The sequence below is a fragment of the Streptomyces sp. NPDC018045 genome (assembly GCF_044327445.1).
GTDB lineage: Bacteria > Actinomycetota > Actinomycetes > Streptomycetales > Streptomycetaceae > Streptomyces.
Map to the genome: position 1 here is coordinate 190326 of NZ_JBIRFL010000008.1, position 21070 is coordinate 211395.

General features: G+C 71.5%; 22 protein-coding genes, 1 tRNA gene, 2 pseudogenes and 1 riboswitch. Of the genes and pseudogenes, 6 read left to right on the forward strand and 19 right to left on the reverse strand.

Annotated features, from left to right (window positions below; translation table 11 throughout):
- Positions 1-93: 93 nt before the first annotated feature.
- Both ACH4EB_RS20775 and ACH4EB_RS20780 read right to left on the reverse strand, forming a co-directional pair.
- Positions 94-1434, reverse strand: coding sequence for a sensor histidine kinase (locus ACH4EB_RS20775; RefSeq protein WP_398349006.1), 1341 nt, complete (start codon positions 1432-1434; stop codon positions 94-96).
- Positions 1434-1940, reverse strand: coding sequence for a hypothetical protein (locus ACH4EB_RS20780; RefSeq protein WP_398349007.1), 507 nt, complete (start codon positions 1938-1940; stop codon positions 1434-1436). The genes ACH4EB_RS20775 and ACH4EB_RS20780 overlap by 1 nt, the downstream gene beginning before the upstream one ends.
- Positions 1941-2446: 506 nt before the next feature.
- Here ACH4EB_RS20780 and ACH4EB_RS20785 point away from each other — a divergent pair.
- Complete coding sequence (locus ACH4EB_RS20785) at positions 2447-3985, forward strand: MFS transporter (protein ID WP_398349008.1); 1539 nt, start codon at positions 2447-2449, stop codon at positions 3983-3985.
- Positions 3986-4256: 271 nt separating this feature from the next.
- On the opposite strand, the gene ACH4EB_RS20790 is transcribed toward ACH4EB_RS20785, so the two are convergent.
- On the reverse strand, positions 4257-4631 hold the full coding sequence (locus ACH4EB_RS20790; RefSeq protein ID WP_398349140.1) for a hypothetical protein: 375 nt from the start codon (positions 4629-4631) through the stop codon (positions 4257-4259).
- Between ACH4EB_RS20790 and ACH4EB_RS20795 the strand changes: the two are divergent.
- Both ACH4EB_RS20795 and ACH4EB_RS20800 read left to right on the forward strand, forming a co-directional pair.
- A pseudogene (locus ACH4EB_RS20795) lies at positions 4533-4980 on the forward strand (HNH endonuclease signature motif containing protein). The gene ACH4EB_RS20790 and the pseudogene ACH4EB_RS20795 overlap by 99 nt on opposite strands.
- A gap of 50 nt (positions 4981-5030) precedes the next feature.
- Positions 5031-5113, forward strand: a tRNA-Leu gene (locus ACH4EB_RS20800).
- Positions 5114-5161: 48 nt separating this feature from the next.
- Here the strand turns inward: ACH4EB_RS20800 and rdgB are convergent.
- The 6 genes from rdgB to ACH4EB_RS20830 form a co-directional block, all read right to left on the reverse strand.
- A complete protein-coding gene (gene rdgB, locus ACH4EB_RS20805) occupies positions 5162-5764 on the reverse strand; it encodes an RdgB/HAM1 family non-canonical purine NTP pyrophosphatase (RefSeq protein ID WP_398349009.1) in 603 nt (200 codons plus the stop codon).
- Positions 5765-5799: 35 nt separating this feature from the next.
- On the reverse strand, positions 5800-6225 hold the full coding sequence (locus ACH4EB_RS20810; protein ID WP_398349010.1) for a hypothetical protein: 426 nt from the start codon (positions 6223-6225) through the stop codon (positions 5800-5802).
- A 135-nt stretch (positions 6226-6360) separates the two neighbouring features.
- A complete protein-coding gene (locus tag ACH4EB_RS20815) occupies positions 6361-6525 on the reverse strand; it encodes an SCO1431 family membrane protein (RefSeq protein ID WP_398349011.1) in 165 nt (54 codons plus the stop codon).
- 256 nt (positions 6526-6781) lie between these two features.
- A complete protein-coding gene (locus ACH4EB_RS20820; RefSeq protein ID WP_398349012.1) occupies positions 6782-6931 on the reverse strand; it encodes a hypothetical protein in 150 nt (49 codons plus the stop codon).
- The gene (rph, locus tag ACH4EB_RS20825; RefSeq protein ID WP_398349013.1) at positions 6928-7659 is read right to left on the reverse strand and encodes a ribonuclease PH; all 732 of its coding nucleotides are present in this window, start codon (positions 7657-7659) and stop codon (positions 6928-6930) included. Before rph ends, ACH4EB_RS20820 begins: the two co-directional genes overlap by 4 nt.
- Before the next feature lie 228 nt (positions 7660-7887).
- The gene (locus ACH4EB_RS20830) at positions 7888-8121 is read right to left on the reverse strand and encodes a glucose PTS transporter subunit EIIB (RefSeq protein ID WP_003986022.1); all 234 of its coding nucleotides are present in this window, start codon (positions 8119-8121) and stop codon (positions 7888-7890) included.
- 229 nt (positions 8122-8350) lie between these two features.
- Between ACH4EB_RS20830 and ACH4EB_RS20835 the strand changes: the two genes are divergently transcribed.
- Positions 8351-9661: a PTS transporter subunit EIIC gene (locus tag ACH4EB_RS20835; protein WP_398349014.1), complete on the forward strand. Its 1311-nt coding sequence runs from the start codon at positions 8351-8353 to the stop codon at positions 9659-9661.
- 273 nt (positions 9662-9934) lie between these two features.
- Positions 9935-11203 (forward strand): PTS transporter subunit EIIC, encoded by a 1269-nt coding sequence (locus ACH4EB_RS20840; protein WP_398349015.1) that lies wholly within the window; start codon positions 9935-9937, stop codon positions 11201-11203.
- 108 nt (positions 11204-11311) lie between these two features.
- Here the strand turns inward: ACH4EB_RS20840 and ACH4EB_RS20845 are convergent, their stop codons facing one another.
- Positions 11312-12064 (reverse strand): MBL fold metallo-hydrolase, encoded by a 753-nt coding sequence (locus ACH4EB_RS20845; RefSeq protein ID WP_398349016.1) that lies wholly within the window; start codon positions 12062-12064, stop codon positions 11312-11314.
- A 374-nt stretch (positions 12065-12438) separates the two neighbouring features.
- Between ACH4EB_RS20845 and ACH4EB_RS20850 the strand changes: the two are divergent.
- A pseudogene (locus tag ACH4EB_RS20850) lies at positions 12439-12944 on the forward strand (type II toxin-antitoxin system PemK/MazF family toxin).
- A 399-nt stretch (positions 12945-13343) separates the two neighbouring features.
- Here ACH4EB_RS20850 and ACH4EB_RS20855 read toward each other — a convergent pair.
- From ACH4EB_RS20855 to ACH4EB_RS20895, 9 genes are all read right to left on the reverse strand, one after another.
- The gene (locus tag ACH4EB_RS20855; RefSeq protein WP_398349017.1) at positions 13344-14294 is read right to left on the reverse strand and encodes a PLP-dependent cysteine synthase family protein; all 951 of its coding nucleotides are present in this window, start codon (positions 14292-14294) and stop codon (positions 13344-13346) included.
- Entirely contained in the window at positions 14294-14599 is a 306-nt protein-coding gene (locus ACH4EB_RS20860) for a MoaD/ThiS family protein (protein ID WP_398349018.1), read from the reverse strand. Before ACH4EB_RS20860 ends, ACH4EB_RS20855 begins: the two co-directional genes overlap by 1 nt.
- Before the next feature lie 157 nt (positions 14600-14756).
- A complete protein-coding gene (locus tag ACH4EB_RS20865) occupies positions 14757-14870 on the reverse strand; it encodes a putative leader peptide (protein ID WP_398349019.1) in 114 nt (37 codons plus the stop codon).
- 100 nt (positions 14871-14970) lie between these two features.
- The gene (locus ACH4EB_RS20870; protein WP_398349020.1) at positions 14971-15918 is read right to left on the reverse strand and encodes a hypothetical protein; all 948 of its coding nucleotides are present in this window, start codon (positions 15916-15918) and stop codon (positions 14971-14973) included.
- Positions 15915-16757 carry an ABC transporter ATP-binding protein gene (locus ACH4EB_RS20875; RefSeq protein WP_398349021.1) on the reverse strand — a complete coding sequence of 281 codons (843 nt, stop codon included), beginning with the start codon at positions 16755-16757 and terminating at the stop codon, positions 15915-15917. The genes ACH4EB_RS20870 and ACH4EB_RS20875 overlap by 4 nt, the downstream gene beginning before the upstream one ends.
- Complete coding sequence (locus ACH4EB_RS20880; protein ID WP_398349022.1) at positions 16754-17800, reverse strand: FecCD family ABC transporter permease; 1047 nt, start codon at positions 17798-17800, stop codon at positions 16754-16756. The genes ACH4EB_RS20875 and ACH4EB_RS20880 overlap by 4 nt, the downstream gene beginning before the upstream one ends.
- Positions 17801-17805: 5 nt before the next feature.
- Positions 17806-18804, reverse strand: a complete 999-nt coding sequence (locus tag ACH4EB_RS20885) for an ABC transporter substrate-binding protein (RefSeq protein ID WP_398349023.1) — start codon at positions 18802-18804, stop codon at positions 17806-17808.
- Between the two features lie 37 nt (positions 18805-18841).
- Positions 18842-18963: riboswitch (cobalamin riboswitch) on the reverse strand.
- A 38-nt stretch (positions 18964-19001) separates the two neighbouring features.
- A complete protein-coding gene (locus ACH4EB_RS20890; protein WP_398349024.1) occupies positions 19002-19424 on the reverse strand; it encodes a Mov34/MPN/PAD-1 family protein in 423 nt (140 codons plus the stop codon).
- Positions 19425-19526: 102 nt separating this feature from the next.
- Complete coding sequence (locus ACH4EB_RS20895) at positions 19527-21002, reverse strand: amino acid permease (RefSeq protein WP_398349025.1); 1476 nt, start codon at positions 21000-21002, stop codon at positions 19527-19529.
- Positions 21003-21070 lie beyond the last annotated feature (68 nt).

The window sequence follows — 21070 nt, forward strand, 5'->3', positions numbered from 1 at the left end:
CGGCCCGGGCGCCAGCCCTTCGGGGCCGCCGCCCGGGCCGGCCCCCCGAGGGAACGGCCCCCACGAGGGGCGGCTCCACAACGGACCGGCCCCCTACGAGGCCGCCACCGCTCCCCGGTCCGCCACCGGCGTCCCCTCCGTCTCCTCCGGACCGGCCGGCTCCGGCAGTTCCAGCACCGCCTCGGCGCCGCCGCCCTCGGCCGTACCGAACACCAGCCGGCCGCCCAGCACCCCCGCCTGCCCGGCCGCGATCGTCAGCCCCAGGCCGTGCCCCGTACCGCGCTCCGGGGCCGCCGTACGGAACCGGCGCGGCCCCTCCGCGCACAGCTCCGGCGGGAACCCCGGCCCGTGGTCGCGCACGACGATCCGCGCGCCCTCGATCCGTACCTCCACCGGCGGTTCGCCGTGCTTGGCCGCGTTCGCCAGCAGATTGACCAGCACCCGCTCCACCCGGCGCCGGTCGGTCTCCACCACCCGCGCCGGTCCCGCCACGACCACCTCGACGCCCGTGATGCCGCGCACCCGCTCCGCCCGGCCCACGATTCCGCGCACCAGCGACGGCAGGTCCACCGCGTCGAGCTGCGCGGACTCCACACCCGCGTCCAGCCGGGACACCTCCAGCAGGTCCTCGACCAGATTGCGCATCGTCTGCGCCCGGTCCCGCACCAGCTCGACCGCCCGTTCGTGCGGCAGCAGCTCGGCCGCCGCGACCAGCCCCGCCACCGGCGTACGCAGCTCGTGCGCCACATCGGCGGTGAACTTGCGCTCCGCCTCCACCCGCGCCGCCAGCGACGTCGCCATGTGGTGCACCGAACGGCCCAGCTCGGCCACCTCGTCCCGGCCGCCCGCCGCCAGCGCGTCCGCGTCCGGCGGCTCGCCCGCCGCGATCCGGCGCGCCGCGGCCGCGCTGTGCCGCAGCCGCCGCGACAGCCGCTGCGAGACGAACCACGACACGCCGGCCATCAGCACCACCGTGCCGATGCCCGCGATCAGCAGCGCCCGGTCCAGCGCCTCCTGGGCCGGGTCGTTGTCCGGGAACGCCGCCGACACCGACAGCGTCCGCGGCTGCCCACCGGAGCCGCCCGACCCGGAATCACCGGCTCCGGAACCGCCGGCGCCCGCACCGCCGCCCACCCCGGTCGCGGCCCACACCCGCGGGTCCTCGCCCTGACTCACATACGTACCCGACTTGCCCTCGAAGACGGCCGCGCGCAGCGGACTCGGCAGCGTCGCGTCGTCCAACTGCGCGCCCAGCGCCAGCGTGCCGTCCCGCTCATAGATCTGCAGCGCCGAACTGAGCCGGTCGTCCTGGTACGAGCGCGCCGAACGCTCCCGCTCCGCGTCGGCGATGTGGTGCACCGCGAACCCGAGCACCACCACCGCCAGCGCCGTCACACACGAGATGGCCAGGGCGATCCTGCCTCGGATGCCCATCACGCGAGGTTGTACATCTCCGTCGAGTCACCGAGCGGCGTCGAGCCCTCGTACGTCACCTCCAGCCCCGTGAAGGCCCGCGCGCCGTCCACCGTCTTCGCCCCGTACAGCCGGAACGTCGCCGGGAAACCGGCCTCCGTGCCCACCCCGGCGGCGGCCTTCTCCGCCTGCACCACGCCCTTGCCCTCGGCCTCCGCCGTGCCGTACCGGTCCCAGGTGATGCCGGTCGCCACCATGCCCGCGTCGGCACACGTCAACGTGATGACCCGCGGCTTGATCTCCGGCTCGCCGAACCCGCAGTCCCGCACGCCGGGCAGCCCGCCGGACGCCTTCCCGGACGACTTCACGTCCTGCACCGCCGACGTCTTCGGCGCCGCGTCCACCGCCGACGCACGGTCCGCCGCCTGGCTGAACCACACACCGCCGGCCGCCAGCGCGGTGACCGCGGCGAAGGTCGCCAGGGCGGTGCGCCCGCTGAACCGGCGGGAGCCTTCGCGGTCGGTCATGAACTTCTCCTTCCGGGGCAGCGGCCCCGTGCCGGCGCAGAACGGGCCGCCACGTCGAACGCGTCCCGCGCGGAGGAACGGTGCCCGCGCGCGCGAAACGCGGCGCTCGGGCGCGAGGTGTCCGCAGAGTGAACGGTTCGGAGCATAAGGGCGGTTTCGATACCCGCAACTCTCCCCTGCCCGCCACACGGCCTGATTGCCCGGACGCTTCGGTGACCACGCGGCTTTGTACCAGTTCTGTAACAGCGACGGTCACACCCCTGGTGAAAACCAGCACGAAACCAGGAGAAACCGCTGCGCCGGACGGCGCACGCCACGTGACGTACGTCGCGTTGTGGGGTCAGAGTGGTTTGAGTCGCGCTCCACTGCGCAGGCGCACCTGTCGTACGACCACCTTTGTGATCATCGGCGACCGCCGACGGCCCACCCGGCCACGAGGACGCCCACGACCGCCGCGACCCACCTGCCGCGCATGAGCGCGCTGACCGACCGAGAGGACTCGACTCGTGCCGACCGGCAGCACCGAAGCCGAACCCACGACCGACCGGGACCCTGCGGCGTTCAAACGCCACAGAAACCTGTTCCGCGCCGTCGCCCGCCGCCGGAACCCACGGCTGCGCCGTACCGACATCACGGTGACCGACGAGCGCGTCGTCAAGCGCGCCGTGAAGGCCGCCGCGCTCGGCAACGCCATGGAATGGTTCGACTTCGGCATCTACAGCTACCTCGCGGTCACCATCGGCAAGGTGTTCTTCCCCGGCGGCAGCGACACGGTCAGCCTGCTGTCCTCCTTCGCCACCTTCGCCGTCGCCTTTCTCGTACGGCCCATCGGCGGCGCGTTCTTCGGACCGCTCGGCGACCGTGTCGGCCGCAAGAAGGTCCTCGCCCTCACCATGATCATGATGGCCGCGGGCACCCTGTGCATCGGCCTGATCCCCTCGTACGCCAGCATCGGCCTGTGGTCGCCCGCCCTGCTCATCCTCTTCCGCATGATCCAGGGCTTCTCCACCGGCGGCGAGTACGGCGGCGCCTCCACCTTCATCGCCGAGTACGCCCCCGACAAGAAGCGCGGCTTCTTCGGCAGCTTCCTGGAGATGGGCACCCTGGCCGGCTACACCGGCGCCGCCGGCCTGGTCCTGATCCTCAACACCACGCTCGGCAGCGACACCATGCACGACTGGGGCTGGCGCATCCCGTTCCTGGTCGCCGGACCGCTCGGCCTGGTCGGCCTCTACCTGCGGATGAAGCTCGACGAGACCCCCGCCTTCCAGAAGCTCGAAGCCGCCCACACCCACAACGGCGACGCCTCCGCAGCCGAGACCGAGGCCGACTTCTCCCACCTCTCGGAGAACGCCCCCAAGAAGAAGCTCGGCGAGATCTTCTCGCAGCAGTGGCCGATGCTGATCCTGTGCATCGCCCTGGTCGGCGCGTACAACATCTGCCACTACATGCTGCTCTCCTACATGCCGACCTACCTGACCGACACCCTCCACTACGACGAGGCGCACGGCCTGCTGATCGTCATCGGCACCATGGTCGTCCTGATGTGCATCGTCAGCAGCGTCGGCAAACTCAACGACCGCCTCGGCCGCAAGCCCCTCCTCATGACCGGCATGCTCGGCTTCTTCGTCCTCTCCATCCCCGCCTTCCTGCTGGTCAAGCAGGGCAGCATGGCCGCGATCATCCCCGGCATGCTGATGCTCGGCCTCTCCCTGGTCTGCCTCCTGGGCACCATGTCGGCGGCCCTGCCCGCCCTCTTCCCCACCAGCGTCCGCTACGGCTCCCTGTCCATCGGCTACAACCTCGCCGTCTCCCTCTTCGGCGGCACCACCCCGCTGGTCATCACCGCCCTCATGGACGGCTTCGGCGGCAACGACATGATCCCCGCCTACTACGCGATGGGCGCGGCCCTCGTCGGCGCCATCGCCGTGGCCTGCATGAAGGAAACCGCCCAACAGCCCCTGGAAGGCTCCCCGCCCGCGGTGGCCACCAAGGAAGAAGCGGTGGAAATGGTCACGTCCCAGTCGCCGGACCCGCGCTTCTGACACCGCCACGGAGACCGCATCGCGGCCCTCGCCCTGCCGGGCGGGGGCCGCGATCGTTTTTTTGGTTTTTTGGGCTGTTCGGCGTAACCGGGTGGGGGTGGAGGCGTTGGGCAGTTCGAGAGGGCGACTCACAGCCGAAAAACCTCACGGGGGATCACATGCCGGTCGGTCCCTATACCCGCGAGCGCTTGAGCGAGGCGGCGGCTTCGTCTTGTACGTTGTCGGAGGCGTTGGTCAAGTTGGGTGTGGATCCGAAGAGTTCACGGCGCACTCACCTCCGTGAGCGCATGAGGTTGATGAACATCGACACCTCGCACTTCGCGAGCGAGGGCGCACGCTGGACCAAAGAAGTACGGGAAAAGAGCCGTGCCAGGCGGGCCACCCGGCGTCGCTCCGACGCTGGCCTGCTGGTGGAGATGCCAGCCGCAGGTGCCCGCCGGGTACCAAGCAGCCGCTTGAAAGCGGCGATGCTGACCCGCGGCGCCACGGATGAGGCGTGCGCTACACCAGGGAACTGCTCGACGAGGCCGCTCGCCGCTGCAAGAACATCGACGAAGCCATCGCCTTCGTCGGTGTCCGCCCCCATCAACAGGTCCAGCGGTACATCTCCCGGCGGTTCGCCCACTTCGGTATCGATATTTCGCACTTTGAGGCCATAGGGCGGAACGCCCGCCAACGCCCCACGAAAGCGGCGCTCCAGGAAGCTGTCGCCTCCTCCTGCTCCGTGGCGGCGGCTCTACGGCGTATGAACCGGACGTCGCGCCAGCACAGCACAACTCCGGCGGGCATGGTTGGAGAGCGGCGTCGCCGACCGGTGCGCGGAGTGCGGCACCGATCCGGTATGGCACGGTCGGCCGATGACACTGGAGATCGACCACATCAACGGTGACTGGAGCGACAACCGACCCGGGAATCTCCGCCTGCTGTGTCCCAACTGCCATGCGGCAACCAGCACCTGGTGCAGAGGAGGTAACCGGCGCCGCAACGCCATCTGACCCGCCCGTCTTCCGCTGTAGCCGCCAGCCGGTACCATGGCTGGCGGCTAGTGGCCGTGGCGGAAAGGCAGACGCGCGCCGGCTTAGAACCGGGTGAGCTTAGCTCGTGTGGGTTCGAATCCCACCGGCCACACTGGTCAGAAGGGCTGTCCCTCGGGGAGGGACAGCCCTTCCGCTTGCCTCAGCCCACCAGTTCCCGTACCACCGGTACCAGCCCCCGGAACGCCTTGCCGCGGTGGCTGATGGCGTTTTTCTCGTCGGGGGTCAGTTCGGCGCAGGTGCGGGTGTCGCCGAGGGGCTGGAGGATCGGGTCGTAGCCGAAGCCGCCGGTGCCGGCGGGGGTGTGGCGGAGGGTGCCTTCGAGGCGGCCCTCGACGACGCGTTCGGTGCCGTCGGGCAGGGCGAGGGCCGCGGCGCACGCGAAGTGGGCCGCGCGGTGGCCATCGGCGATGTCGGAGAGCTGGGCGAGGAGCAGGTCGAGGTTGGCCGCGTCGTCGCCGTGCCGGCCCGCCCAGCGGGCGGAGAAGATGCCGGGCGCGCCGCCGAGGACGTCGACGCACAGGCCGGAGTCGTCGGCGACGGCCGGGTGGCCGGTGGCCCGGGCGAGGGCGTGGGCCTTGAGGAGGGCGTTCTCGGCGAAGGTGACGCCGGTTTCCTTGACGTCGGGGACGTCCGGGTACGCGTCGGCGCCGACCAGTTCGACGTCGAGGTCGGCGGCGGCCAGGATGGCGCGGAGTTCGGTGACTTTGCCGGTGTTGCGGGTGGCGAGGATCAGGCGCTTCATGGGGCCCGATTATCCAGGGGCGGCGGCCGGACCTCTCACCCCGTCGCGCAGCTCTTGGTGAGCGCGCCGGCCGCGTCGCCCAGCGCGGACAGGTCGGGGGCCCGGCCGTCGCGTACGGCGTCGTCGGCCTTGGCCAGGGCGTCGGTCAGGCCGCTGAGCGCCTTCTGGGTGCCGGGGTCGTCCGTCGCCTTGCGGATCCTGGCGAGGTCCTCGTTGAGCCGGTCGATGGCGCGCTCGGCGGCCTGGGGGCTGTCGGCGGCGTTGCCCAGGTCCTGTTGGAGGGAGGCCAGGTCGTCGGCGAACGTCGTGGCGACCTTGGCGCAGCCGACGGCCTTCTCTACCGCTCCGCAGGCGGCGAGGAGGGGGACGGCCAGGGCGGTCGCCGCGAGGACGGCCGCGGCGGTGGCCGCCGGTCGGCGGGCCGCGGTGCGGCGGGGTGCGGTACGGCGGCGTGCAGCCATGGAACGGTCCTCCCTGGGCGTGCCGTGCACGGGCGGTGCACCGGTACAAGGGAGAACGCCGTCGGGTCGGCTTTGGTTGCCGGGGGCCGGGGATGCCCGGGAGTGCGGGGCGGTGCGGGGCGTGCGCCCCGCGCGTCACATGAGGCCGGTCTGGGTGAAGAGCATGGCCAGGACGATGACGAGGGTCCAGCCGACGAGGTGTTCCAGCAGGTTGGGGCCGTCCTTGGGCCCGCCGGTGCGGGCCCGGGACGCGGGGGCGGAGGCGTCGGCTGCGGTAGCGGTGACAGCGGTGGTGGACATGGGTTCCACGGTGCGCGGCCGGTCGGCGTTTTCCTAGAGACGCAGATCCCACGAGGGAAAGGTCACAGGGCGGACGGCAGGAGGCGGTACGGGCCGCCCCGGCCCACCGTGGCGGGGGCCGGCGCGTCAAGTGTCCGTACGGCGGCAGGAGAGCCGCTGCGGCGAGCGGGGTCACGCGGGCGACGGCAGCCGGAACGGCGGCGTCAGCCCGTACGGCGACAGGAGCCGCTGCGGCGAACGAACTCGCGCGGCGGCGTCAGCCCGCACCGGCCCGCGGGAAGGCCAGGGAGGCAGGGGCAGCCGGAGGAGGCCAGGACAGCCAGAACAGCCAGAACAGCCAGAACAGCCAGAACAGCCAGGACAGCCGGGCGGCCGGGGCGGCCGCAGAGCCCCCCAGGACCGTCACAGCGTCCGGGCGAGGGCCTCGCGCTGGGCGGCGTCCAGGGTCGCGCAGCCGGCGACGGCCAGGTCGAGGAGGGAGTTGAGTTCCTCGCGGGCGAAGGGTTCGGCCTCGGCGGTGCCCTGGACCTCGACGAAGCGGCCGTCGCCGGTGCAGACGACGTTCATGTCGGTCTCGGCGCGCACGTCCTCCTCGTAGCAGAGGTCGAGCATCGGTACGCCGCCGACGATGCCGACGCTGACGGCGGAGACGGTGCCGATGAGCGGCTGACGGCCGGCCTTGATGCTCTTCTTGGCCTGCGCCCAGGAGATCGCGTCGGCGAGGGCGACGTAGGCGCCGGTGATGGCGGCGGTGCGGGTGCCGCCGTCGGCCTGGAGGACGTCGCAGTCCAGGACGACGGTGTTCTCGCCGAGGGCCTTGAAGTCGATGACGGCGCGCAGCGAGCGGCCGATGAGGCGGGAGATCTCGTGCGTACGGCCGCCGATCTTGCCGCGGACGGCTTCGCGGTCGCCGCGGGTGTTGGTGGAGCGCGGCAGCATCGAGTACTCGGCGGTGACCCAGCCCTCGCCGCTGCCCTTGCGCCAGCGCGGGACGCCTTCGGTGAGGGAGGCGGTGCAGAAGACCTTGGTGTCGCCGAAGGAGATCAGTACGGAGCCTTCGGCGTGCTTGCTCCAGCCGCGTTCCATGGTGACGGGGCGGAGCTGGTCGGGGGTGCGGCCGTCGATACGAGACATGGCCACGACCCTATCGGCTCGGCGGGGAGGCGCGTTCCGGACCGGTGAGGTCCCTTTCGGGGCCGCGGGGGGAAGGGGCGTACGCGTAGGGACGTACGTCCCGGCCGTGCGTTCGGGTGGCCGGCCGTACGTCCAGGTGTCCCAGCCGTACGTACGCATGCCGGGGGCCCCGGTCCGCCGCCTGGTGCGGCGCGGTCCGGGGCCCCGGGCGGGTGGGCGGTCAGCCGCTCACATCATGTCTTCGATCTCGGCGGCGATCGGGTCCGCGTCGGTGCCGATGACGACCTGGATGGCGGTGCCCATCTTGACGACGCCGTGCGCGCCGGCGGCCTTCAGCGCGGCCTCGTCGACGAGCGAGGGGTCGGCGACCTCGGTGCGCAGGCGGGTGATGCAGCCCTCGACCTCTTCGATGTTGTCGAGGCCGCCGAGCCCGGCGACGATCTTCTCAGCCTTGCTGGCCATATCCACTCCTGCTTGTCTCGGCCACCGGCGGTCGGTGCCGCGCGGTGATCACACGGTAACGCACGTTCAGCCCAGTTACCCGGGCACATGCCCGCTCTCTGGCGAATGATGGCGACCACCCGGCAGCGCTTTTTCCGGGGGTCCGAAACGCACCACAAGTGGTCTACACCACCAGTATGCGGCACGTACCGAGCCGGCCCGCTACGGGTCGGCGGCCGGGAGGACGCAGATGAGTTCGAACGCGGCAGCGGCGGGGGCGAAGAAGCGGTCGGCGGGCCTGTTCCAGGGCCTGCAGAAGATGGGGCGCAGTCTTCAGCTCCCCATCGCCGTGCTGCCCGCCGCGGGCATCCTCAACCGGCTCGGCCAGCCGGACGTCTTCGGCGCGGACGGCCTGGGCTGGGAGAACGTGGCGAAGGTGTTCGCGGGTGCGGGCGGGGCGCTGCTGGACTCCTCGCTCGGTCTGCCGCTGCTGTTCTGCGTCGGTGTGGCGATCGGCATGGCGAAGAAGGCGGACGGTTCGACGGCGCTGGCCGCGGTGGTGGGCTTCCTCGTCTACTACTCGGTGCTGCACCAGTTCCCGCAGGACTGCGCGGCGGGGTCCGCGTACGCCACGGCCGGGCAGTGGGGCGGGGTGTGCGTGGACGGGAGCGGCAAGGCCACTCCGGCGGGGTTCCAGAATCCGGGGGTCTTCGGCGGCATCGTGATGGGGTTCTTCGCCGCCTGGTTCTGGCAGCGGTACCACCGGGTGAAGCTGGTGGACTGGCTGGGCTTCTTCAACGGGCGCCGGCTGGTGCCGATCGTCATGGCGTTCGTCGGGCTGGCCTTCGCCGCGCTGTGTCTGTGGGTCTGGCCGCCGATCGGTGACGCGCTGACCGGCTTCAGCAGGTGGCTGACGGATCTGGGGGCGACCGGTTCGGGCATCTTCGGTGTCGCCAACCGGGCGCTGCTGGTGATCGGGATGCACCAGTTCCTGAATACGTTCATGTGGTTCCAGTTCGGGGACTTCACCAAGCCGGACGGTACGTCCGTGCACGGTGACATCAACCGGTTCCTGGCGGGTGATCCGACGGCCGGGCAGTTCACCACGGGGTTCTTCCCGATCATGATGTTCGCGCTGCCGGCCGCGGCGCTGGCGATCACGCACTGCGCCAAGCCGCACCGCCGCAAGGAGATCGGCGGTCTGATGCTGTCGGTGGGCCTGACCTCCTTCGTCACGGGGGTGACCGAGCCGATCGAGTACTCGTTCCTGTTCGTCGCGCCGGCGCTGTACGCGCTGCACGCCGTGCTGACAGGTGTGTCGATGGCGGTGAGCTGGGCGCTGGGTGTCAAGGACGGCTTCAGTTTCTCGGCCGGTCTGATCGACTACGTGATCAACTGGGGGCTGGCGACCAAGCCGTGGATGATCATTCCGATCGGTCTGTGTTTCGCGGTCGTCTATTACGCGCTGTTCCGCTTCGTGATCACCAAGTTCGACCTGCACACTCCGGGCCGTGAGCCGGAGGAAGTGGAGGAGGAGCTGACGAAGGAGAATACGAAGTAGGAGCGGCCGGTCCGACGGAGGCGCCGGGGGCGTGCGTCCGGCGGGGGTGCGGGCGGGCGGGGCGGGGGTTGTCACGCGTACGGCCCGGGCCGACCGGCCCCGGGAGCCGGGGCACTTGTAGGCCGCTCGGCATGTGTTCTAAACCTTTGGGAACAACGGATTCCTTTATGTGTGGGCGACATGCTAAGAATGGTCTAAACCACTGAGTGGTGTAGACCAAGCCGGCGGGCCGTCCCCCTTTCTCCGAGTGCCCGCCTCACCAGGAGGAATCCGATGAGTTCGGCCACCGCTTCGGCGGCTCCCGACAAGAAGCGCCGTGGCTCCGGCGCCATGGCCGTCGCCCAGCGCATCGGCCGCAGCCTCATGCTGCCGATCGCGACGCTGCCCGCCGCGGCGCTCATGGTCCGGCTCGGCCAGCCGGACATGCTCGGCCGCGACGCGTTCCCCGCGTTCCTGAACAAGATCGCGGAGTTCATGGCCGCCGGCGGCGGCGCGCTCCTGGACAACATGCCGCTGCTGTTCGCCGTCGGTATCGCCATCGGCTTCGCCAAGAAGGCGGACGGCTCGACCGGTCTGGCCGCCGTCGTCGGCTACCTGGTCTTCAGCAAGGTGCTGGCGACGTTCGGCGACGACAGCCTCCCGAAGATCGCCAAGGTGGTGGACGGGAAGATAGTCCAGGAGGCCGCGCCCGCCGACGCGAAGGTCCTCGGCGGCGTGGTGATGGGCATCGTGGTCGCCCTGCTCTACCAGCGCTACAGCCGCAAGAAGCTGCCGGACTGGCTCGGCTTCTTCAGCGGCCGCCGCCTGGTGCCGATCCTCTCGTCCTTCGCGGGCCTGTTCATCGGCATCGTCTTCGGTTACATCTGGCCGGTCCTCGGCGCCGGTCTGCACAACTTCGGTGAGTGGCTGGTCGGCTCCGGCGCGGTCGGCGCGGGCATCTTCGGTGTCGCCAACCGCGGTCTGATCGCGGTCGGCATGCACCACCTGCTCAACTCCTTCCCCTGGTTCCAGGCCGGTGACTTCGAGGGCAAGCACGGCGACATCGCCCGCTTCCTCCAGGGCGACCCGACCGCCGGCCAGTTCATGACCGGCTTCTTCCCGATCATGATGTTCGCGCTGCCCGCCGCCTGCCTGGCGATCGTGCACTGTGCCCGCCCCGAGCGCCGCAAGGTCGTCGGCGGCATGATGCTCTCGCTCGCGCTCACCGCCTTCGTCACCGGCGTGACCGAGCCGATCGAGTTCACGTTCATGTTCATCGCGCCGGTGCTGTACGCGGTGCACGCCGTACTGACCGGTGTGTCGATGGCGCTGACCTGGGCGCTGGGCATGAAGGACGGTTTCGGCTTCTCGGCCGGCGCGATCGACTACGTACTGAACCTGGGCATCGCGACCAAGCCGTGGCTGCTGGCCCTGGTGGGCCTGTGCTTCGCGGCCCTGTACTACGTGATCTTCCGGTTCGCGATCACCAAGTTCAACCTCAAGACGCCGGGCCGCGAGTCCGACGAGGAGATCGCCGAAATGCAGAAGGCCGAGGGCAAGTAGGCCCCGGCCGAACGCCTGAGACGCGACGGGCCCCCGTGACCATGTGGTCACGGGGGCCCGTCGCATGCCGGGGGCGCACCCGCCGGGGGCCGCGCAGCCACGCGCGGCTCAGATCTCGTACACCGCACCCGCTTTGGCGACCTCGACCGGTCCGTCGAAGACCTCCTGCGCGTCGCGCAGGTTGATGCCCGGGTCGGTCCACGGCGGGATGTGGGTCAGCACCAGCCGTCCCGCGCGGGCGCGCGCGGCGTGCGCGCCCGCCTCGCGCCCGTTGAGGTGCAGGTCCGGGATGTCCTCCTTGCCGTGCGTGAAGGACGCTTCGCACAGGAAGAAGTCGGTGCCTTCGGCGAGGCCGTCCAGGGCCTCGCAGACCCCGGTGTCCCCGGAGTACGTCAGCGACTTGCCGTCGTGCTCGATACGGAAGCCGAACGCCTCGACGGGGTGGCTGACCAGGTCCGTACGGACGGTGAAGGGGCCGACGGCGAAGGTGCCGGGGGTCAGCGTCCGGAAGTCGAAGACCTCGCTCATGGCCTGGTCGGTCGGCAGGTCCGCGTGCGCGGCGGTCAGCCGGCGCTCGGTGCCGGCCGGGCCGTACACGGGCATCGGCGCGCACCGGCCGCCGTCGGGCCGGTAGTAGCGGACGACGAAATAGCCGCACAGGTCGATGCAGTGGTCGGCGTGCAGGTGCGACAGGAGTACGGCGTCGAGGTCGTAGAGACCGCAGTGACGCTGCAGCTCGCCAAGGGCGCCGTTGCCCATGTCGATGAGCAGCCTGAAGCCGTCGGCCTCCAAGAGGTAGCTCGAACAGGCCGATTCCGTGGAAGGGAACGACCCCGAGCAACCGACGACAGTGAGCTTCATGCGGGCGTGAACCTCCGTGGCTGAGGGCGGAGCGGCGGGTCCATGCGGGGCTTCGGCGGGGGTGTGCGCGTCCCCGCCGGCCTCGCCCGGCGGGCGTCCTTGCCGGGTCCTGAACGGTCATTGCGGTGCCCACGAGCGTAAGGCGCGAAAGGGCTGGTGGCTCCTCCGGCGGGGCGAGCTGTGGGCGGAATCACCAGTCCGGGTGGGTGTGTACAGGAGGGTGTTCCCTCCCTGTCGTTCCCCGGTGCCGTACGCCTACACGACGCCCGCACGACGCTCCCGCGACGGCGCCGTGGCCCCGGGGTGCGGCCGTGCCGTCATGCGGCCCCCGCCGGTACGGTCGGGACCGGGCCGGGATCTTGGAGGGAGCGGGCGTGGACGTCTCGGGGTGGTGGCCGGCGCCGGCGGTCGTGGCGGCGCCGGCGCCGGTGGCAGCGCTCGTCGACGGGCGGGCGCGGGCGCGGGGCGCGCGGAGGCGTCAGGGCGCGCGATTTCGGCCAAGAGCGCGGGCGCGCGACCGTACGCGCCCCGGCGGTCACCCTTCGCGAGTCACGGAACCAGGCGCCCGCACGCCGCGTGCGCGGGAGATCTGGTGGCCCTGGTGCCGTACGAGGACGGACCGGGCGCGAAGGACCGCCCGTGCCTGGTGCTGTCGGCGCACGGCCGCACGGCGCGCGTCGTCAAGATCACCAGTCGGCACCACCCGGACCGCCCGGGCATGCTCCCCCTGCCGCCCGGCACGGTCGGGGACGGCCGCAGCCGGACGAGCTTCCTGGAGACGGACGAACTCCGCGACGTGCCGCTACGGGACTTCCGCGGCCCCGCGGGAACGGCCGACGGCGCCCTGTGGAAGCGGGTCCGCCGTCTCACCGGGGGCTGAGGCGGGGACGGGCCGGGGCCGGTGGCGGGCCGAGGCCGATGGCGGGCCGGACGGGGCGGCGGCTCACCGAGGCCGATGGCGGACCGGGAGCGGCGGCTGACGCGCACGAAGTGACGTGACGCGCCCGCGGGCACGGATGCCGGAGTCGAGCGTCGGGGGGCGCTCGCCTCCGGCATCGCTGCGTCATACGTCGGCGGGCGGCGAAAAGTTCAGGCGGGGCGCGCCGGGTGGGAGGAGCCGCCGGCCGACGGGATCGGCCGGCGGCGGGCCGGACGGGGCGAACCAGCCGGAGACGGGCAGGCCGGGGTCAGACCAGCCGGGAGCGGACCGGACCCGCATCGGCTCCCGGGGGCGGACCGCCCCGCCCTCTCGCCGGCTTTCGGGTGCCCGCGCCGCCCGTCAGGCCCAGAGCTGGCCGTGCAGCGTCTCGATCGCGGCCTCGGTGGACTCGGCGGTGTAGACGCCGGTGGAGAGGTACTTCCAGCCACCGTCGGCGACGACGAAGGCGATGTCGGCGCTCTGTCCGGCCTTGACCGCCTTGCGGGCCACGCCGATCGCCGCGTGCAGGGCGGCGCCCGTCGAGACGCCCGCGAAGATGCCCTCCTCGGCGAGGAGTTCGCGGGTGCGGCGGACGGCGTCCTCGGAGCCGACGGAGAAGCGGGTGGTGAGCACCGACGCGTCGTACAACTCGGGCACGAAGCCTTCGTCGAGGTTGCGCAGCCCGTAGACCACGTCGTCGTAGCGCGGCTCGGCGGCGACGATCTGTACGCCGGGGACGTGCTCGCGCAGGTAGCGGCCGACGCCCATGAGCGTGCCGGTGGTGCCCAGGCCCGCCACGAAGTGGGTGACGGACGGCAGGTCGGCGAGGATCTCCGGGCCGGTCGTGGCGTAGTGCGCGCCGGCGTTGTCGGGGTTGCCGTACTGGTAGAGCATCACCCAGTCGGGGTGCTCGGCGGCCAGCTCCTTGGCGACCCGTACGGCCGTGTTGGAGCCGCCCGCCGCGGGCGAGGAGACGATCTCCGCGCCCCACATGGCGAGCAGCTCGCGCCGCTCGGAGGAGGTGTTCTCCGGCATGACGCAGACGATCCGGTAGCCCTTGAGCTTGGCCGCCATCGCCAGCGAGATGCCGGTGTTGCCCGAGGTCGGCTCCAGGATGGTGCGGCCGGGGGTGAGCCGGCCGTCCTTCTCCGCCTGCTCGATCATGTGGAGCGCGGGCCGGTCCTTGACCGAGCCGGTCGGGTTGCGGTCCTCCAGCTTGGCCCAGATGCGGACGTCGGCGGAGGGCGACAGCCGCGGCAGGCGGACCAGCGGGGTGTTGCCGACCGCCGCCAGCGGGGAGTCGTATCGCATCAGCGCAGTTCCCGGGGGCCGTCGGACATGCCCGAGCCGCCGGCCACGGCCGGGAGGATGGTGACGCTGTCGCCGTCGCTGAGTTCGGTGGAGATGCCCGCCAGGAACCGCACGTCCTCGTCGTTGAGGTAGACGTTCACGAAGCGGCGGAGCTGCTCGCCGTCGACGAGGCGCTCGCGGATGCCGGAGTGGCGGCTCTCCAGGTCGACGAAGAGGTCGGCGAGGGTCGCACCACTGCCCTCGACGGCCTTCCGGCCGTCGGTGTAGGTGCGGAGGATGGTCGGGATACGGACCTCGATGGCCATGAGAGCTCCTGTGGAAGGGCAGTGACGTGCGGGCGGGCGAGCGGGCGGCGCAGGCTCGGGGCGTGCGCCGCGGAGGCGCTGGGCGGAAGGGCGCGGTACCGGGCGCGCACGGCAGGGTGCGCACCGGGGCCGCCGCGCGGCCGTGGTGTCGGCGGCGTCAGGCGGCAGCGCGGTTCGGACAGATGGCGCTGGCAAGGCGGCACAGGTCGACGTGCAGCCGCGCCACAAGCACAATGCCCGGCGTCTTCTCGCTCACGTCGTCAGAAACCATGCGGTCATCGTATCGATTCCCGGTCCGGGGACTGGAACCTCGTCTTGCGATGCGGACGCTCGGTGTACATCAGGTGGGACGCGGTCGGCGGCGGTACGGCTCAGGGGCGTGCCCCGTACGCCGCGATCCGCTCGTCCCTGCTGGTCAGGCAGCAGCTCATACAGCGCACGGCTTCGGCGCTCGTGTAGAAGAGGCAGCAGGTCCGGCGGAGGTAGACCAGGCGCGGGGAGCCGTCGCGGCGCGTGACGGTGACCACATCACCGAGCGCGGCGAGCCCGCCGGGCGCACCGTCCAGGAAGACGGCCCAACGGCGGGCCAGCAGCGCCGGGTCGGCGCGGGACGCGCCCAGGGCGGTCGCGCAGCCGTGGGCCACTCCCCCGCGCAACTGCCGCAGCCCGGCGTGGGTCCGCTCCCGCAGCGCGTCGGCCAGGGGCAGCAGGTGGCGGGTGAGGACGGTGTTCTGGAGGGCCCGGACGGTGACGTTCGGACGATACGGGCCCGTTCCGTCGCCCGGCCCGCCCGACCCATCCAACCCGCCCAGACCGTCCGTGCCCATTCCCGTGCCGGTTTCCGGGCCCGTCCCGGGTGCGTCCACGGTGCGCAACGTCCGCAGCCGGACCTCGGCGATGCCGTGCCCGGGGTCCGGCCGCAGGAGGACGTTCTCGGGCCGTACGTCCAGGACGTGGCCGGTCAGCGCCCAGTGCAGGACGGCCGCCGCGGTCACCCGGCCCGCGTAGACCGCGATGAGAGTGAGGGCGGCGGCGTGCGCGGTGCGGTGGCCGCTGCCCTGGTGCTCGGTGTCCAACAGGCGGGACAGTTCCGGGCCGTACGGGTCGAGCAGCCGGTCGGCGGCGAGCCAGCCGGTCCCGCCGGGCGGCGGCGCGCCCAGGCCGAGGTGGTAGCGGGGGCCGTGCGCGGCGAGTGCGGCGAGCGCGGCGTGCGGACCTTCCGTGCCCCCGGGAACGGCTTGCCGAGTGGCGGCCTGCCGGAGGGCGGCCTGCTGACAGGCGGTCGGCCGGCGGGCGGCCGCCCCCTCGTACGCGCTCACCGTCGCCCCGCCGTGCGGGCCTTCGCGTCCGGCGGCAGGTACACCACCGTCGGCGCCCCGGTCAGCGGGTGCGCGCTGACCTCGGCGGCGACCCCGTACACGTCGGCCAGCAGGTCGGGGGTGAGGACCTCGTGCGGCGTTCCCTGGGCGACGACGCGGCCCGCGCGCAGCACGTACAGGCGGTCGCAGTAGTACGCGGCGAGGTTGAGGTCGTGCAGTGCGAGCAGGGTGCTGGTGCCCAGGCCGGCGACGAGGGCGAGAACGTCGAGCTGGTAGCGGATGTCGAGGTGGTTGGTCGGCTCGTCGAGGACGAGCAGGGACGGCTGCTGCACGAGTGCCCGCGCGACCAGGACGCGCTGCCGTTCGCCGCCCGAGAGCGCGGCGAAGGAACGGTCGCGCAGCTCCGCGACGCCCACCCACGCCAGTGCCCGGTCGGCGAGGGCGGTGTCGGCCGCCGAGTCGGTCTCCCAGAAGCGCTTGTGCGGGGAGCGGCCCATGGCGACGATCTCGCGCACGGTCAGCTCGAAGGTGCCGCTGCCGTCCTGGGGGACGGTGGCGACGCGCCGGGCCCGCTCCTTGGCCGTGAACCCGGCCAGGTCCCGGCCGTCCAGGGTGATCCGGCCGTGGGTGGGGGCCAGGGTGCCGTAGACGCAGCGCAGCAGGGTGGTCTTGCCGCTGCCGTTGGGCCCGACCAGGCCGACCGTCTCGCCCGGGGCGACGTGCAGGTCGGCGCCGTCGACGAGATGACGGCCGTCGACGCCGTACGACAGGCCCTCGGTCCGCAGTTCGGCGGGGGCGGCGCCCGCCGGGGTGTCCGTGTCCGTGCTCCGGCCGCTCATCCGGTGATCCCTTCCGTACGGGTGGTGCGGCGCAGCAGCCACAGGAAGAACGGGCCGCCGGCCAGGGCGGTGACCACCCCGACGGGGATCTCCTGGGAGCCGGCGACGGTGCGGGCCAGCAGGTCGGCGAGGACGACGAAGACCGCGCCCGCCAGCGCGACGACCGGCAGCAGGGCGCGGTGCGAGGCGCCGACGAGCATGCGGACGGCGTGCGGCACCATCAGCCCGACGAAGCCGATCGACCCGCTGGCCGCCACGAGTACGCCGGTGACCAGTGACGCGAGGACGAAGACGGCGGCGCGGAAGCGGCCGGTGTCCAGGCCGAGGACGGTGGCGCCCTCCTCGCCCACGAGCAGCAGGTCGAGCGGCCGGGCGAGGGTGAGCAGCAGGGCGAGACCGGCGAGCAGCACGAGGGCGGGCAGCCACAGGGTGTCCCAGCGGGCCTGGCCGAGGCCGCCCAGCGTCCAGAACATGAGGGACCGCAGGTGTTCGGCCCGGGCCGAGGTGACCAGGACGAGGCTGGTCAGCGCGGAGAGGATGTACTGCACCGCGACGCCCGCCAGCACCAGCCGTCCGGTCGTCATGGTGCCGCCGCGCCGGGCCAGGGCGTAGACGGCGACCAGCGCGCCCAGCGATCCGGCGAAGGCGGCCAGCGGCATCGCGACCGCGCCGGCCAGGCCGCCGCCGACGCCGAGGACGACGACCATGACGGCGCCGGTCGAGGCCCCGGAGGAGACGCCGAGCAGGAACGGGTCGGCGAGCGGGTTGCGGACCAGCGCCTGTAGGACGGTGCCGATGACGGCGAGCCCCGCGCCGACGACGGCGCCGAGCAGGACGCGCGGCAGCCGTACGTCGAGGACGATGGTCGGGAACGGGCCGGCGGGCGCGTCCCCGGTCAGGATGCGCAGCACGTCGCCGGGCGGGACGCGGACGGAGCCGAGGACGAGCCCGGCCAGGCCCGCCGCGAGCAGGGCGGCGGCGAGCACGGTCAGGACGAGGGTGTGGCGCAGGCGGCGCGGCGGTGCCGCGGTCGTGCAGGTCACCGGGGCTACTTGACGGCGTCGGGGTGAAGCTGTCCGGCCAGCGACCGGACGGCGTCGGGTACGCGTACGCCGAGTACCGCGCTGGACAACGGCAGCACCGCGAACCGCTTGTTCTTGATGGCCGGTACGTCCTGGAGCGCGGGGTCGTCGAGCAGCCGCTTCTTCTTCGCCGCGACGCTGATACCGCCGTAGTCGTAGATCACGATGATCTCGGGCTTGCGCTCGACGATCTGCTCCCAGGACACGTCGGCCCAGGTCTTGGCCCGGTCCGCGAAGACGTTGCGGCCGCCGGCGAGGGAAATGATCTCGTTGCCGATGCCCTGGCCGCCCGCGGTGTGCACGGCGGAGTCGCCGCTGTCGTAGACGAAGACGGCGGCCGGGTCGGTCCCCTTCAGCTTGTCCTTGGTGGCGGCGATCGTCGTCTCGGCCTTCTTGACCAGGGCTTCGGCCCGGTCGCGTACGCCGAAGGTGGCGCCGACCTCGCGGATCTCCTGGGCGAGCTGCCGAATGCCGGTCCTGCCGTGGGAGCAGTACTCGACGTTCAGGCGGGTCTTGATGCCGGACTTCTCCAGCGCGGCCCGTTCGCGGCCCTCGCCCTTGTCGAAGGCGCTGGCGTAACCGCCGTAGACGAAGTCGGGGTTGGCGCCGAGCAGCGTCTCGTAGGAGGGGTATCCCTTGGCGAGGACCTTGACGCTCCGGTAGTCCTTCTCGTACTGCGGCAGCACCTTGTCGTCGAGGTAGGCGGTGCCGGCCAGCCGGTCCTTGAGGCCGAGGGCGAGCATGATCTCGGTGGTGTGCTGGTTCATGGTCACCACGCGCTCGGGCGGTGCCTCGAAGGTGGTGCGTACGCCGCAGTTCTCGACGGTGTACGGGAAGCCGGCCGTCTTCGCCGTGGCCCCGCCGGGCGCCTTCCCGTCGCCGTCGGTGCCGCAGGCGGCGAGCGGCAGCAGGAGCGCCGCCGCCGTGAGCGCGCGCAGCGCGCCGCGGGACCTGGATCTGGCCATGGCCGTGCCTCCTCCGGGGGATCCGCGTCCCCTGGTCGGTGTGCTGAGGGCGGCAGGTCAGTTCCTGGCTTCCAGGCATGCGGCCTGGTCACAGTGGCGGGACCGTCCCGGATTCGCACCGGGTTCCTGGGTCCTGCCGCCCGAGGTGATGCGGCACAGTGTGTCAGGTGCGCGGGCGGCGTCCGCCGCCGCGGTGCTCAGTAGGCGTCGACGACCTCGACGTCTTCTTCCGTGACCACGCCGTCCACGATCCGGAACGAGCGGAACTGGAACGGTCCGGCGTCGTCGGTGTCGGCCGTGGAGACCAGGACGTAGTGGGCGCCGGGCTCGTTGGCGTAGGAGATGTCCGTACGGGACGGGTACGCCTCGGTGGCGGTGTGCGAGTGGTAGATGATCACCGGCTCCTCGTCCCGGTCGTCCAGCTCGCGGTAGAGCTTCAGCAGGTCCGAGGAGTCGAACTCGTAGAAGGTGGGCGAGCGGGCGGCGTTGAGCATCGGGATGAACCGCTCGGGGCGGCCGCTGCCCTCCGGACCCGCGACCATGCCGCAGGCCTCGTCGGGATGGTCCTTGCGGGCGTGGTCCACGATCTGGTCGTACAGAGCCTTGGTAAGGGTCAGCATGGGCCCAAGAATAAGCAGGCGGGCCGGTGCGTACCGAAGGTTGGTACGCACCGGCCCGCATGCTGGACAGGCACGGAAAGTCCGCCCCGGAAGGGGCCGTTCTCAGTCCTGGTCGCCGCTCTTGCCGGCCGCCGCCGCCCCCACGGCGGGAGCGGCCGGCCTGGCGAACATCTCCGGGTTGCGGGACTTGAGCACCAGGTAGCTGACGCCCAGGACCAGCGCCCAGAACGGCGCCGCGTACAGCGAGACGCGGGCGTCCGGGTCCACGCCCATCATCACGATCACCATGCCGATGAAGGCCAGCGCGAAGATCGAGGTGTACGGGGCGCCGGGCGCCTTGAACTCGGACTGCGGCAGCTCACCGCGGTCGGCCTTGGCCCGGAACCGGAGCTGCGACAGCAGGATCATGATCCAGGCCCACATACCGGAGATCGTCGCGAAGGAGACGACCAGGTCGAAGGCCTTGCCCGGCCACTGGTAGTTGATCCCCACGCCGAACAGCATCATCGCGACGGAGACGCCGGTGCCCCAGGTCGGCAGGCCGTTCTTGCTGAGGCGGGTGAACAGCTTGGGCCCCTGGCCGTTGAGCGCGAGGTCGCGCAGCATCCGGCCGGTGGAGTACATGCCGGAGTTGGCCGAGGACAGCGCCGCGGTCAGCACGACGAAGTTGACGATGGCCGCGCCGGCCGGCAGGCCGATCTGCTGGAAGGCCGCGACGAAGGGGCTCACGCCCGGCTTGAAGACGGTCCAGCTCACGACGGACAGGATGATGATGAGCGCGCCGATGTAGAAGAGGCCGATCCGCCACGGCACGGTGTTGATGGCCTTCGGCAGGACCTTCTTCGGGTTGGTGGCCTCGCCCGCGGTGACGCCGACGAGTTCGACCGCCAGGAAGGCGAACATCACGATCTGCAAGGTCATCAGCGTGCCGCCGATGCCCTTCGGGAAGAATCCGCCGTCCGACCACAGAAGGCTGAAGGAAGCGGTGTCACCGGCGTCGGAGAAACCGATGGTGATCACACCGAGACCGATGAGGATCATGCCGATGATCGCGGTGACCTTGACCATCGAGAACCAGAACTCCAGCTCACCGAAGAGCTTCACGGAGATCAGGTTGATTCCGAACAGGGCGACCGTGAACACCAGGGCCGACGCCCACTGGGGTATTCCCTTGTTCCAGTACTGCACATAGGTGGCTGCTGCAGTCACTTCCGTGATGCCGGTGACCACCCAGAACAGCCAGTACGTCCAGCCGGTCACGAATCCCATGAACGGCCCGAGGAATTCACGGGCGTACTCCGAGAAGGAGCCCGACACCGGGCGGTACATGAGCAGCTCGCCCAGCGCCCGCATGATGAAGAAGATGACCAGGCCCACGATGGCGTAGGCCAGGATGATGCTGGGTCCCGCTTTGGAGATCGCCTTGCCCGCTCCGAGGAACAGACCGGTTCCGATGGCGCCACCGATGGCGATCATCTGGATCTGCCGGTTTCCCAGCCCCCGCTGGTAACCCTCTTCCGAGGCAGATCCCGCGGCGTCGCTGCCGCCGGCTTTCTTTTCGACCTGCACAGAGGTCATGTGTGGTGCGCCCTTCTCCATTCCGACCCGGTCTGTCCGGATCGGGTTCCGATCCCCCCGGATGGAGT